This is a genomic window from Paracholeplasma morum (genome assembly GCF_016907055.1).
Lineage (GTDB): Bacteria > Bacillota_I > Bacilli_A > Acholeplasmatales > UBA5453 > Paracholeplasma > Paracholeplasma morum.
In genome coordinates this window covers 19,373-33,099 of record NZ_JAFBBG010000004.1, presented here as the reverse complement: position 1 = coordinate 33,099, position 13,727 = coordinate 19,373, and the positions used below count along the sequence as shown (strand labels likewise).

Annotated in this window: 12 protein-coding genes and 1 pseudogene; 11 read left to right on the top strand and 2 right to left on the bottom strand. The window is 34.9% G+C overall.

What is annotated here, in order from left to right:
- Position 1 precedes the first annotated feature (1 nt).
- The 7 genes and pseudogenes from rplT to JN09_RS02795 all read left to right on the top strand — a co-directional run.
- Positions 2-352, top strand: a pseudogene (gene rplT, locus JN09_RS07620) (50S ribosomal protein L20); the annotation flags it as partial.
- Between the two features lie 90 nt (positions 353-442).
- Entirely contained in the window at positions 443-562 is a 120-nt protein-coding gene (locus JN09_RS07615) for a Rho termination factor N-terminal domain-containing protein (protein WP_268939104.1), read from the top strand.
- 68 nt (positions 563-630) lie between these two features.
- Positions 631-2,088 (top strand): hypothetical protein, encoded by a 1,458-nt coding sequence (locus tag JN09_RS02815; RefSeq protein ID WP_204432441.1) that lies wholly within the window; start codon positions 631-633, stop codon positions 2,086-2,088.
- A 36-nt stretch (positions 2,089-2,124) separates the two neighbouring features.
- Positions 2,125-3,006: a UTP--glucose-1-phosphate uridylyltransferase GalU gene (galU, locus tag JN09_RS02810; protein ID WP_204432439.1), complete on the top strand. Its 882-nt coding sequence runs from the start codon at positions 2,125-2,127 to the stop codon at positions 3,004-3,006.
- Between the two features lie 370 nt (positions 3,007-3,376).
- A complete protein-coding gene (locus tag JN09_RS02805; RefSeq protein WP_204432433.1) occupies positions 3,377-5,029 on the top strand; it encodes a DEAD/DEAH box helicase in 1,653 nt (550 codons plus the stop codon).
- Between the two features lie 78 nt (positions 5,030-5,107).
- On the top strand, positions 5,108-6,181 hold the full coding sequence (locus JN09_RS02800; protein WP_204432432.1) for a Fic family protein: 1,074 nt from the start codon (positions 5,108-5,110) through the stop codon (positions 6,179-6,181).
- Positions 6,178-6,723 (top strand): RsmD family RNA methyltransferase, encoded by a 546-nt coding sequence (locus JN09_RS02795; RefSeq protein WP_204432428.1) that lies wholly within the window; start codon positions 6,178-6,180, stop codon positions 6,721-6,723. Before JN09_RS02800 ends, JN09_RS02795 begins: the two co-directional genes overlap by 4 nt.
- A 32-nt stretch (positions 6,724-6,755) precedes the next feature.
- Here the strand turns inward: JN09_RS02795 and fdxA are convergent, their stop codons facing one another.
- The gene (gene fdxA / locus JN09_RS02790; protein WP_204432426.1) at positions 6,756-6,923 is read right to left on the bottom strand and encodes a 4Fe-4S ferredoxin; all 168 of its coding nucleotides are present in this window, start codon (positions 6,921-6,923) and stop codon (positions 6,756-6,758) included.
- Between the two features lie 134 nt (positions 6,924-7,057).
- On the opposite strand from fdxA, the gene JN09_RS02785 reads away from it, so the two are divergent.
- Both JN09_RS02785 and JN09_RS02780 read left to right on the top strand, forming a co-directional pair.
- Positions 7,058-7,273, top strand: a complete 216-nt coding sequence (locus tag JN09_RS02785; RefSeq protein WP_204432425.1) for a YneF family protein — start codon at positions 7,058-7,060, stop codon at positions 7,271-7,273.
- 60 nt (positions 7,274-7,333) lie between these two features.
- Positions 7,334-8,218, top strand: coding sequence for a hypothetical protein (locus JN09_RS02780; protein WP_204432423.1), 885 nt, complete (start codon positions 7,334-7,336; stop codon positions 8,216-8,218).
- 43 nt (positions 8,219-8,261) lie between these two features.
- Here JN09_RS02780 and plsY read toward each other — a convergent pair whose 3' ends face one another.
- Positions 8,262-8,936, bottom strand: a complete 675-nt coding sequence (gene plsY, locus JN09_RS02775; protein ID WP_204432422.1) for a glycerol-3-phosphate 1-O-acyltransferase PlsY — start codon at positions 8,934-8,936, stop codon at positions 8,262-8,264.
- Positions 8,937-9,078: 142 nt separating this feature from the next.
- Here plsY and parE point away from each other — a divergent pair, with 142 nt between their 5' ends.
- Both parE and parC read left to right on the top strand, forming a co-directional pair.
- Positions 9,079-11,037 (top strand): DNA topoisomerase IV subunit B, encoded by a 1,959-nt coding sequence (gene parE / locus JN09_RS02770; protein WP_204432419.1) that lies wholly within the window; start codon positions 9,079-9,081, stop codon positions 11,035-11,037.
- The gene (gene parC / locus JN09_RS02765; RefSeq protein WP_204432418.1) at positions 11,030-13,726 is read left to right on the top strand and encodes a DNA topoisomerase IV subunit A; all 2,697 of its coding nucleotides are present in this window, start codon (positions 11,030-11,032) and stop codon (positions 13,724-13,726) included. The genes parE and parC overlap by 8 nt, the downstream gene beginning before the upstream one ends.
- The last annotated feature ends 1 nt before the right edge of the window (position 13,727 follow it).

Here is a 13,727-nt window from a genome sequence, read left to right as displayed (position 1 = left end):
CATGCCAAGAGTTAAAGGAAGCGTACAAACACGCGCAAGACGTAAAAAAATCTTAAAATTAGCCAAAGGTTACTTTGGATCCAAACGTACTCTTTTCCGTACTGCACATGAACAAGTAATGCGTTCATTAGCATACGCTTACAGAGATAGAAAACAAACAAAGAGAAACTTCAGAAAAATCTGGATTTCAAGAATCAATGCTGCATGCAAACAAAATAACTTCAAATATTCATTGCTAATCAATGGACTATTAAAAGCTGGTGTAGTAATTAACAGAAAAATGTTAGCTGATTTAGCTGTTAACGATCCAAAAGGATTCGCTAACATCGTTGAAGTAGCTAAAAAAGGCTTAGCTGGCGAAGTTAAACCAGTAGTTGCTGAAGTTGCTGTTAAGGCTCCAAAAGCAGAAGTTAAAGAAGCTCCAAAAGCAGTAGAAGTTGATTTGGGAAAATTAACTGTTGCACAACTTAAAGAAATGGCACAAGAATTAGGCTTATCAGGTCTTTCAGGCATGAAAAAAGCTGACCTTGTAGAAGCTATAAGAGCTGCACAAACTAAATAATTATTAATGAATAAAGAATGGACTTACCATTCTTTTTTTTGTATAATGAGACTAGAAGAGGATGAAATATGTCTAGACGTTTATTAATCGCAATGATTATGGCCTCAAGTATTATTGTAGCTTTGGTCATTGCTTCTAGCTTTTTACAACCGAATCATCAAACCATTTATGCGCTAGTGAGCGTTTTATTTTTACTGTATCTGGCACTGTATGTGTTTGGCGGACTTGCAAAACTAATCGTATTCTTTATATACGGTGTTTTAATTGCGATTGTATTGGCATTAATCCCCGAACGATTCAGTCTAGTTGTCATATTCATTGGGTCACTAATCTTCGTTTCTAATCCGTTAGCAGAGTTTGAAACATATTTGGCTAATACTTTAAGTGACGCTGAAATAGAGCCGTTTAGACTAAAAATGATAGGTAAATATGAAACTTTTTATCAATATCGTCGTGAGATGAAAGATCATTATCATTTGCCTCAAACTCGAAAACTCTACACAAAAGCTTGGTATCATAGAGCACGTACGCTTACTGTATTAGTTTTATTTGGGATAGATATATTCATTTTATTATTCGTAGCTAACGATATTGCCTATTTCCAAGTAGTATCCTTAAGTAACATCTTAGGTATTTATTTCTTAACAATTGTGTTCATCATGATGATTCTGCTTCAAAAAAAGGGATTTACTACTATGATGAGAGCAGTAAGATTATCTGTATTTATCCCGATTATCTATATTATTGCATTAATAGATGATGTCGATCCGATGATAAAAGGGCTCTTCATGGCACTGGTTGGAGTATTTGGTTTATCAGTTGCTATCGTTGAATATGTAAAGTACTTTTCACGCGTAAGCTATAGTGCATACACTTATTATGATAGCGATAGACAGGAAATAGTATATGCGAATGCCTTATTTGAATCTCTAGTATATAATGAACAAACCACTGAAATTGGCCACTATGGAATCGAAGTACCATTGGAGACATTCCAAAGTCACTTTGATGAAATACTTGTCTATGCGAACTTTCATAAGTTTATTATCACTGCTTACACACATAATAAAAAGTATACATACGTTTTTGCTGAATTCATTAAGGGCCAGGAAAAACGAATGGAGAAATTCAAAATCTTTTTAGAAGGGCTATTTAAAACCCACGTTGGTCTGAGAGAATATAATGATTCTAGTCGAAAGTTTTATGAAACTAGATTCTTTCATAATCCGGAATACATTGTTGCTAGAGCCCTCAATTTAGCTCATTTACTGAATGAGTTAGAAATAAGAGGCGAAGTTATCATTAGTGTGGTATTATATTTTAAAACCATGGTGGACTTACAAAACTATCAGAAGAAGTATACATCAAGACGACTAGAAGAATTGGATCAAGAAGGCGTATACACAATTCAGACAAATCTGAAATGCCGTAATCTCGATTACTTAATTGAGACATCGGTTAGAGATATATTACTAGAGTCTATGCGTAATAATGGCACGTTTGTTCGCATCATGCTCTATTATTAGAAGGGAGAAGCTTTTATAAAAAAGCTAACAGAAAATATGATAAAGAAGGCAGTTATTCCAGCTGCAGGGTATGGCACAAGATTTTTACCTGCAACAAAAGCATTAGCAAAAGAAATGTTTCCAATTATTGATACCCCTACAATCCAATATATTGTAGAAGAAGCCATTGCTTCAGGTATTGAAGAAATTTTGATTATTGTTAGTGCTAATAAAAATGCCATTATGGATCACTTTGATCGCAACTTAGAATTAGAAGGCATCTTAAAAGAAAAAAACAAAACTGAGGAACTCAATATTGTCACAAGAGTATCTAATTTGGCTAATATTCACTATATTCGTCAAAAAGAACAACTGGGCTTAGGCCATGCGGTATTGTGTGCTAAAGCATTCATCGGTAATGAACCATTCGCACTCCTTTTAGGAGACGATTTGTATGTAGGCAATGAAAAACCCGTACTACGACAATTAATCGATAAATATGACCAATATGGCGGATCTTTCTTGGGAACGCTGGAAGTGGATTTACAAGATACCTCTAAATACGGTATATGTAAGCCAGAATCTGTGTTAGAACCAGGTTTATCACTATTAAGCAGTGTTGTTGAAAAACCAAAACCTGAAGTAGCTCCATCAAGAAGTGCAATCGGTGGGAGATATGTCTTATCACCAACGATATTTAAATACTTGGAGAACCAAGAACGTGGAGCTGGTGGAGAAATACAACTGACTGATGCAATAAAACGTATGATGACTGAAGAAAAGGTGTTTTCATACGATGTTGATGGTAAACGTTATGATATCGGATCGAGAATCGGATACATCGAAGCTACACTGGATTTTGGGTTGAAACGTGATGACGTTAGACCACAGGTTATTGAACTACTAAACAAGAAACTTAAAGAGTTAGATCAAAAGTAGTCAATTTGACAAACAACGTTTTCTAATGATAAAATATAAGTGCCTAGAAGGTAAGCTGTGGAACCCAACCATCCGAAACGGGATTTGAGAGTATGTGGGGTTGAAAGCCTAAATTATAGTTAGGAATCACAAAACATCACTTGATTATACCCACTGTAACAATTTTTTGTTCTCACACCTTTCTAGGTATTATTATGTATTTTAAGTCCATTTTTTGGACTTTTTTTAATGATTGCTAGGCTTTTTGTGAATGTTATGAATTCATTTTGCTTGAAAGCACTTTTATTCACATATATAGGCAAAATGATTAGGAAATAAGATATATCTATGATATAGTATTTAAGTATTAATTAAGAATTGAGGAAAAACATTGATTACATTTAAAGACTTAGATTTACTACCTGATGTTCAAAAGGCGATTGACCAATTAGAGTTCACGCATCCAACTGAAATTCAGGCAGCATCCATTCCAGTCGTAAGAGCTGGGAAAGATATGATTGGACAAGCGCAAACCGGGACAGGCAAGACATTTTCATTCGCGATTCCAATTGTAGAGAAAATTGATTTGGACAACCCAAATATTCAAGCGCTGATATTATTACCTACCAGAGAACTGTCTCTGCAAGTATATGCAGAGTTCTTAAAACTTATAAGATATTCGCGCAAAATCAGAGCTACCGTGGTTTACGGTGGACAGTCTATCGACAGACAAATTAGAAGTCTAAAAGATAGACCACAAATTATTATCGGAACACCTGGTCGTATTATCGATCACATGAACAGAGGCACATTGAACTTCAGTGATTTGCAAATGCTTGTTATGGATGAAGCCGATGAAATGCTTAAAATGGGCTTCCAAGAAGACTTAGAAACTATTTTAAAAGATACACCAAGAGAAAGACAGACTGTTTTATTCTCGGCTACTATGCCACCATTTATCAAAAAGGTTGCTTCAAGCTACCAAAAAGATCCAGTACACATTAAGATCGAAGCTAAGACATTAACCGTTGAAAAGATCAAACAAGTGTATTATGAAGTGAAAAAAGACTACAAAGATGACCTACTAGTCAGATTACTAGATTTTTATCATTTTAGATCGATTATCATTTTCGCTAATACCAAGAAAGGTGTCGACGATTTAGTCAGCTACCTTCAAAACCTTGGTTATAATGCTGATGCTTTACATGGAGATTTGAAACAACTTCAAAGAGACCGTGTAATGAACGCGTTTAGAAATAATCAAGTGAAAATCTTAGTTGCTACTGACGTTGCAGCACGTGGGCTTGACATCAATGATGTTGAAGCCATCATAAACTACGATATTCCACAAGAATTAGAAGTTTACGTTCACAGAATTGGTAGAACTGGACGTGCAGGGAAGAGCGGTTATGCAATCACTTTATCTAATGCATGGAACAGACGCAGAATCAAAGAACTTGAGTACTTCACAAAACAGCCGCTAGAATTGAAGGAAATTCCTTCAATCGACGATATTCATGCAGTGAAAATCAAAGGTATTTACAATCAAATCGTAGATATGATTACTGCAAAACGTGAAAATCGTTATGAAATAGTAATTCAAAAGCTATTATCCGATGGATACGATGGCATTGACATCATCAATGCGTTAATGACTTTAACGATTGATGAAACTGAAAAAGTTTACCGTGAAATTCCAGCAGATGTTAAGCCAAGACGTGAATTTGATTCTAAATCCAATGGACGTAGAGAGCAAAATGGTGCACCAAGAAGACCACAATCTTCAAATGGAACCTCAGGAAGTGGAAGAGTACGCGACTTTGTCGAATATGAAATCAACTTCGGTAAGCAAGATCAAATTAGAGCAGTTAGTCTAATTGATTTATTCAAGAAAGAAGCCGACTTATACTCAGGAAATATTGGCGATATCACGATTGGAGATACTAAAACAGTATTCCAATTAAACAGAATGGCTTCGAATAGAATCCTTCAGTTAGCTGGTAAAAAGTATAAAAACAAAGCAATCAAACTACGTAAACTATAAAAGGCATATTTATGCCTTTTTTGTTTGTTTTCTTTGCTTTTTTAAGCCATTTTATGTATAATTTTTATAGGTGATAATATGCTTGGAAATTACGAAAAAAAACCTTATGGACTAAAACAAATCAATGTGTTTATACCTTATACCTTAAACGGGTTATTAATAACATCCAAAAAAGATGAATCATGCGACGCCTTAGTAAAGGATATTGAAGCGGCTTTACCTGTTGAAACGCCTGTAAATAGATCTTTCTATAGACTGATTCAAGATAAAGAAATGCTCGATAGCATGAAATATACGATAGGTGATTATTCACTTTCGGATTTATATGCACCAAGCGGATTCAACCTTTTTTATTCGGATTTATTGCATTTTCAAGAAGTATATGACGAAGCACCTAACCATATTAAAAAAATTGGCTATGCTAATAGATTCTTAAAGGATCTTCATTTTGCATTATTTCAAAAACACCAAAATCACTATCCAGGTGAGTTCAGACGTACTCAGTCTTTTGTCGGAAATTCAATAGAACAAGCGACATATATCCCACCTGATGCAGAATCCATGAATATTTTAATGGAAGAAATGGAACTGTTTATGTATAGGGACGATGTATCTGTATACATAAGAAGTGCCTTATTGTATTTTCAGATAGCTACATCCTTACCATTCTTAATAGGTAATCTTGAACTTGCTAGATTAGCCTCAATTTTGTATCTAATAGAGTTTGATGGTATTAAACACTATATACCACTTTCAAAACATTTAGAAAACATTGAGGGAATCAGAGTAAAGGCTATTCAAGATGGAGATATCAATTTGTTTGTAATAGCGTTTCTAAAAGCCATTTTGCACGCAATTAAAGATACTAAAGAAATGATTAATGGCTATAACAAGCTTAAACGTAAACAAGAAGATAAGATTGAGAAAAGCGATCATACCATTTATCAAAAAAGACGCCTAACAGAAATGTTACACGTCAGTCACCGAATAATCTATTTGGAAAGTGAACCGCTTCAAGCACAATTTAATGTATTGCCGAAGACAATTATGAAGCGATATCGAGATTTAATGGATCTGGATATTGTTGGAAAGAAAAGCACGTATTTCTCTAACATCTTCTATAATAAAGCGATGTTGAAATTATTCGAATGAAAAACATCCAAGTAAAAATCATCTCAGGCAAATACAAGAACCAATCTCTAGTTAGTTTGAGTGAGCAAACAAGAGAAACCTCTCACGTCGTGAGGGGAGCAGTTTTTAATATGCTTTACAGCCTCTCAGGTAGTGGGCTTGATCTGTTTGCTGGTTCAGGCGCATATGGGTTTGAAGCTTTATCTAGAGGGTTAGATAAAATCACGCTAAACGATGTAGATAAACTTGCATTTCAGTCACTTAAACAAAACAATCTCAAGCTTAAAACAGACGCAAGACTTTACAATATGGATTACCAAGAACTGATTATAACACTGGTTGCTTCAAAAGAGGAATTTAATTATATCTTCTTAGATCCTCCTTATCATCTAGATATCAATCCAATCATTGAACTCGTTTCACCTTTACTGGCTTCAAATGGCGTTATTATCGCAGAAATGGATAAAAGTACTAATGTGAGTTTAAGTACGAATGATCTTTCTATTTTGAAAGAAAGAGTTCATGGTATTAAGAAAATAGTCATTATAAAAAATGTTAAATAACTCTAATAAAAAAAGCACTTAATGTGCTTTTTTTATCTTTCTGAAATTGCTCCTACAGGGCAAACTTCTTGACAAGCGCCGCAATCGATGCAAACATCTTCATCGATAACGTAGATATCCCCTTCAGAGATACAATCAACTGGACAAACTGCTTGACATGACCCGCATGCAATACAAGTGTCATCAATCCATCTTGGCATATTATCACTCCTTATGTTTATTTTATAATATGTCAAGCAAAATGTAAACACACAATCTAACTTAAACATGATTTATTGTTGCATTTGATGTATTTTTTTAGTACAATGAGATTGATATTAAAGGAGTGATTTAAATGGGAACATTAGGCGAAATTTTATCCATTGTTGGTGCCTTAGTATTAGGACTTATATTGGGTTTCTTCCTAGCAAGAGCGTGGTTTAAGAAGTATTTAAAGAAAAATCCACCAGTTAACGAACGAATGATTCGTGAAATGATGAGACAAATGGGCAGAACTCCATCTGAAAAACAAGTAAGACAAGTCATGAGTTCAATGAACCAAACAAAATAGTAAGGTGTAAATACACCTTTTTATTTTATTGTGTTAAAATAAAAATAAGTGAGGTATACTATGAAAAATTTCTTGAAAATATTAATCGGATTAAGTATATTATCCTATTTCAACGTCTTATTGATAACATATCAAATTAGAACTGATGGTCTTGATTCTATACAGCCGATTTGGATTATTACTATAGCTATTCCTGTGTTACTCTCCTTAGTGGGCTTTTCAGAAACATTTAAGCAGTATAAACGCTACACGTTCTTGGATATCCTTTTAAAGGTCACAATCATCGTCATTGTGCTTAGATCCAGTGGCTTAGCAGAAAAGTGGTATTTGGTTTTCAACTTATTGACCATTCCGTTGTTTATTGCCAATATCATGACTGAATTATTCCTTTATGCAGATTATAAACGCTATTTGACGGACCACAAAGAAATAGAGGTTTCATATTATCAATTGTTTGAAGAGAGCCTTAAAAACCCTGAAGAAAGCCTTGAGATTCAAGAAAAGTTTATCCATGCGATAAGGTATTCAAGGACATTACTGCAGTTCTTAATTGCAGGTGTGTTTTATATGTTATCGATTATATCCGTACTTACTGTTCTTCAAAAACATAGTACGCTCGAGGGCGTTATATTTGGCATTCTTGCGATTGCATCGATGTTAACTTTTGCTTTTTTGGTTATTCATACCGTAAGAATCCATTGGCGTCTTGGAAATCAAGTAACTCATAAACGTAAAATGATCAATACAATTTCCATCGTTATATTATTCTTAGGTATCGCAGTCACTACTGTATTGATATCTGTATTTGAGTTATCGATTGAACTATACGTTCTAGTACCGTTTTTCTACGTATTTGCAATTCCGATGGTCGTTTCAAACAACCACTTTGCTCAAATATGGACGGATAGTCTTTCGACAATCATCACAAAGAGAAAATTAAAGTAATGATAATAAAAAGGTAAACCGAGCGGTTTACCTTTTTGATTAGTTATTGCGTTTTCTTCTTGAAAGACATCTTATTTTCAGTACCGTTAAACAAACGCTTGTAGTTTTCTATGTGTCTATAAAAGATGAATAGAATCATTAAAGCATAGATAATGATTACAAACAAATTATCTAGAAGCGATTTATCAGGAAGATAAAATTCAATGAGTGATACGATGAAAACCGTTAGAGCAGCAAAAGTAGAACCAAGCGAGGCATACTTTGTAATAGCAACCACTGCAATGTACACAAGTATGCATGCAATACCAGCAAATGGTGTTAATGATAATACGATTCCAGCAGATGAAGCAACTGCTTTTCCACCTTTTAATTGATTAAAAATCGGGAATGTATGACCAATAACAGCCACTACACCAAACAATATCGCATAGTCATAAGCGCGGTTAAAGATCTCAATAGTAGTCTCTAAGTCATTTGTTCTTCTCAATAAATAAACGAGTAGAATTGGTAATGCACCTTTCAATGCATCCAATAAAAATGTCAGTATTCCATACTTCAAGCCCATTACTCTAATGGCATTTGAAGTTCCAATGTTTTTTGAACCGAGTTGTCTAATATCAATTCCTAAAAACACTTTACCTATCCATAGTCCATTCGGTATAGAACCGACAAGATAAGCAACAATAATTAAACCTAATTGTAATAACATATTCTCCATTTTGTCACCTCGGTACTAAAATATTATATCACAAGTCATTAAAAAGCAAATAAAATACGGCAAATTTAAAATCTGACTATATTTTTCATTGTGTAACCGTTAAAATGTTGATATAATATAGTTACAAGTAGGGACTGATTTAATGGAAGAAAATGAAAAAAAATATTCCGAAGACTCGATTCAAATATTAGAGGGTCTGGATGCTGTAAGAAAGCGTCCTGGAATGTACATCGGATCAACCGATACGAGAGGATTACATCATCTGGTTTGGGAAATCATCGATAACTCAATTGATGAAGCATTATCTGGATATGGTAACGAAATAATCGTAACGATAAAAAATGATAATAGCGTTGAAATTTGCGATTTTGGCCGTGGATTACCTTATAAGACACATAAGTCAGGTAAACCAACGACGGAAATCATTTTTACTGTTTTACACGCTGGCGGTAAGTTCTCAGCAGAAGGCGGATACAAAGTTTCTGGGGGATTACATGGTGTCGGCGCATCCGTTGTTAACGCCTTATCACAGTTTTTAGAAGTAACGATTTCAAGAGATGGTTCTATATTTAGACAACGTTTTAGTGAAGGCGGGAAAGTCATTAGCCCACTCGAAGAGATCGGAAAAACTAAGAAGACTGGGACAACAGTATGGTTTAAACCTGATCCAAAAATCTTCTCTACAACTCTTTTTAACTATGACACTATCAAAGATAGATTACGCGAAAGTGCATTTTTAATTCGAAATCTAAAAATAACTCTAAAGGATGAAAGAACGAACACTCAAGATATATTCCAATATGAACGTGGTATTTCTGAATACGTAGAGTATATAAATAAAGGCAAACAAGAATACCATGCGGTTAAGGACTTAATCGGCGTTTATAACATCAATAGTACTAATGCAATCGAGGTTGAAACGGCATTTCAATTCACTCAGAGCTATAGCGAAACAGTAGTTTCTTTCGTCAATAACGTACGTACACGTGATGGTGGTACGCATGAAACGGGCTTTAAATCTTCGATGACAAGAGCTGTAAATGATTATGCACGAAAATATGGATTCCTTAAAGATAAAGACGGTAACCTCGATGGGGTTGATATCCGCGAAGGTATCACCGCAATTATCTCCCTCCGAATTCCGGAAGCTTTCTTAGAATTTGAAGGACAAACTAAATCAAAACTAGGGTCTCCTGAAGCTAGAAACGCGATGGAATCTGTTATTTATGATCAACTTACTTATTACCTTGAAGAAAATCAAGAGTTCTCAAGTGGTCTTATTAAGCGTTCTTTGGATGCTTATAAAGCTAGAGAAGCTGCTAGAAAAGCCCGTGACGAGGCAAGAAGTGATAAGAAACGTAATAAGAAAGAAGTTACTTTATCTGGGAAGTTAACCCCTGCACAAGGCAAGGATAAAACTAAGAATGAACTGTTTTTAGTAGAAGGTGACTCTGCAGGAGGATCTGCAAAACAAGGTAGGGATCGTCGATTCCAAGCCATTCTTCCACTTAGAGGTAAAGTTATTAATACAGAAAAAGCCAATGTAGATGCTATTTTGAAAAACGAAGAAATCAATACAATTATCCATACGATAGGCGCGGAATTTGGCGCTGATTTTGACATCGAAAAATGTAATTATGACAAAATCATTATCATGACCGATGCCGATACCGATGGGGCACATATTCAAGTATTACTAATCACCTTTTTCTTTAGATACATGAAGCCACTTGTAGAAGCTGGTAAACTTTATATTGCATTACCACCACTTTACAAAGTATCCTACAAAAAATCAGGCAAGATTATCTCGCAATACGCGTGGACTGATGAGCAACTTAAGGAATATACACAATCCGGATCTTACACGCTTCAACGTTATAAAGGTCTTGGGGAAATGAACTATGATCAACTATGGGAAACAACCATGAACCCTGAAACTAGAACGCTTATAAGAGTCCAAATCGAAGATGAAGGCGAAGCAGAAAAACGCGTTTCTATACTAATGGGGGATCAAGTCGCGCCTCGTAGAGAATGGATTGAACATAACGTGGACTTCGTAGACGAAGATGACTTCCAAATTAAGGAGGCAAGCTATGAGTAAAAAAACGATTGACAAAAAAATAGATGCCTTTATTGAAGAAAAAATTAAAACTGAAAAACTTGAAGACATTATTGGAGAACGTTTTGGTAGATATTCCAAATATATCATCCAAGACCGTGCACTTCCAGATGCAAGAGATGGCTTAAAACCTGTTCAAAGACGTATTTTGTACGCTATGTATAAAATGGGTATGTTTAACGATAAACCATTTAAGAAGAGCGCTCGTATCGCTGGAGAAGTAATGGGGAAATACCATCCACACGGGGACTCCTCGATTTATGATGCGATGGTTAGAATGAGCCAAGGCTTTAAAGTTGGGGTAACGCTCATTGAAATGCATGGAAACAACGGTTCAATTGATGGCGACTCTGCCGCTGCAATGCGTTATACAGAAGCCAGATTATCAAAAGAAGCTGAATACTTAATCGCAGACATAGACAAAAGAACAGTTCCTTTCGTTCCAAACTTTGACGATGAAGAACTAGAACCTACCGTTTTACCAGCCAAGTTTCCTAACTTACTTGTTAACGGTGCTAATGGTATATCTGCAGGTTATGCAACGAAAATCCCACCACATAATTTGAAAGAGGTTATCAAAGCCACTATTGAGCGAATTGATAAACCTGATTTAACCATAGACAGATTGATGAAAATAATTCCTGGTCCAGATTTCCCTACTGGAGGAATCGTACAAGGTAAAGAAGGCATTAAACAAGCTTTTGAAACAGGCTCAGGAAAAGTTATTATCAGATCAAAAACATCCTTTGAAACGTTTAATAAAGATCAAACAAGAATTGTTATTAACGAGATTCCATATGAGGTCAACAAGGCTGAACTTGTTAAATCTATAGACTTACTGAGAATTGACAAGAAATTAGAAGATATTCAAGAAGTAAGAGATGAGTCTGACCGTGAAGGGCTTAGAATCTCAATTGAGTTAAAGAAGGACGCCAATCCTGATATTTGTTTAGCTTATTTACTTAAAAACACAGATCTTCAAGTAAACTACAACTACAATATGGTTGCAATTCATCATCAAAGACCAGTTCAAATGGGTGTTATTGAGATTATTGACGCTTATATTAATCACCAAAAGGAAGTTATCACTAACCGCTCAAACTTTGATTTAGATAAGGCAGAGAAGAGACTTCACATTGTTTCTGGCTTAATTAAGATGGTCGATGTCATCGATGAAGTTATTCATATCATTAGACAATCCAAAAACAAGCAAACCTCTAAAGAAAACATCATCAAGAAGTTTGGCTTTAGTGAACTTCAAGCTGAAGCGATTGTAACACTTCAACTCTATCGTTTAAGTTCGACTGATATCAACTTATTAATTAAGGAATCGAATGAGTTAGAAGAAAAAATCGAATGGCTAAAACAAGTATTATCTGATGAGCAAATGCTGCTTGGCGTGATTAAGAAGGAACTCAAGGAAGTATCTTCAAAAGTCGGAACACCAAGAAAGACTGTTATCGAAGAAGAAATCGAAACCATAAAGATTGAGAAAGCAGATCTTATTAGCGATGAACGTGTTCGCGTTGGCGTTACTAAAGATGGCTATATTAAGCGTTCAAACTTAAGAAGCTATACTGCCTCAAAACAACCAGGGCTAAAAGACCAAGACGGAATGTTATTTGATCAAGAAGTTTCTACAAAAGATGTCTTGCTAATGTTTACCACATTGGGAAATTACATATACTTACCAGTGTTCGAACTTGAAGAAATGAAGTGGAAAGACTTGGGTGCGTTTATCAATAATATCGTCCCAATAGAAAAGAATGAGTTTATCATAAAAATATATGCTATCTCAAACTTTAATGTGGATACGAATGTGTTATTAACCACTGAACAAGCCAGAATTAAGCAAACTAAGCTAATGGATTTTGAAGTATCTCGTTATTCAAAGACCATTCGTGCAATGAAGATTCAAGAAAATGATGAATTAACCAGTGTTGATCTATATACAAAGAATAATATCATTGTCTTTACGAAAGAAGGCAAAGCCCTTCGTTTCCACCAAAACGATGTACCCGTTTATGGTACTCAATCGAATGGTATATCTTCAGTGAAATTAGATCCTACAGATAAAGTGGTTAAAGCAATCTATGCTAAATCAAGTGATGATATCCTTATTCTTACTTCACTAGGCAATATTAAACGTGATAAAGTGGATAATATTCCGATGTCAAAACGTTTAAAAGCAACCACAGAGTTGATTAAGCTGAGAAAACGCAATCCACACTTCATTCGTGACGTTTCGAGGGTATCAATTGAACAATTTAAAGAAAACGTCGATGTTTTAGTAACTGCAAAACAAGGGTCTTTATTGCTCAAAATTGAAGACTTAAAGAGTAATGCTGAATATGGTAAACCATTCTTAGATACAGCAGTTTTTGGTAAATCTCTATTCATCACTCTTAATCCTGCAAGCACTGAAGCAGACGATGAAGAATTAATTGAAAAGGGCTCAGTTGTGCTAACAACACCTAAAAAACAACCTGTTGTTAAGACACCAAAAACTATAAAAATTGTAGAAACCAAAGAAGAACCGGCAAAAACAGTAGAAATAAGTACGCCAGTCGTTTCTGAAACTAAAGAAACGGCTGATTTAGAGCACACAGACGACAAGAAAATACATATTAAAAAATTGTCTCTATTTGAAGATGACGATTGGAAGGAGTAAT

Excerpts from the sequence above, each read along its gene's own strand:
- plsY (WP_204432422.1), bottom strand. The coding sequence starts at position 8,936 with ATGGAGAATATGTTATTACAATTAGGTTTAATTATTGTTGCTTATCTT.
- parC (WP_204432418.1), top strand. The coding sequence starts at position 11,030 with ATGAGTAAAAAAACGATTGACAAAAAAATAGATGCCTTTATTGAAGAA.
- galU (WP_204432439.1), top strand. The coding sequence starts at position 2,125 with ATGATAAAGAAGGCAGTTATTCCAGCTGCAGGGTATGGCACAAGATTT.
- JN09_RS02800 (WP_204432432.1), top strand. The coding sequence starts at position 5,108 with ATGCTTGGAAATTACGAAAAAAAACCTTATGGACTAAAACAAATCAAT.
- fdxA (WP_204432426.1), bottom strand. The coding sequence starts at position 6,923 with ATGCCAAGATGGATTGATGACACTTGTATTGCATGCGGGTCATGTCAA.
- parE (WP_204432419.1), top strand. The coding sequence starts at position 9,079 with ATGGAAGAAAATGAAAAAAAATATTCCGAAGACTCGATTCAAATATTA.
- JN09_RS02780 (WP_204432423.1), top strand. The coding sequence starts at position 7,334 with ATGAAAAATTTCTTGAAAATATTAATCGGATTAAGTATATTATCCTAT.
- JN09_RS02795 (WP_204432428.1), top strand. The coding sequence starts at position 6,178 with ATGAAAAACATCCAAGTAAAAATCATCTCAGGCAAATACAAGAACCAA.
- JN09_RS02815 (WP_204432441.1), top strand. The coding sequence starts at position 631 with ATGTCTAGACGTTTATTAATCGCAATGATTATGGCCTCAAGTATTATT.
- JN09_RS02785 (WP_204432425.1), top strand. The coding sequence starts at position 7,058 with ATGGGAACATTAGGCGAAATTTTATCCATTGTTGGTGCCTTAGTATTA.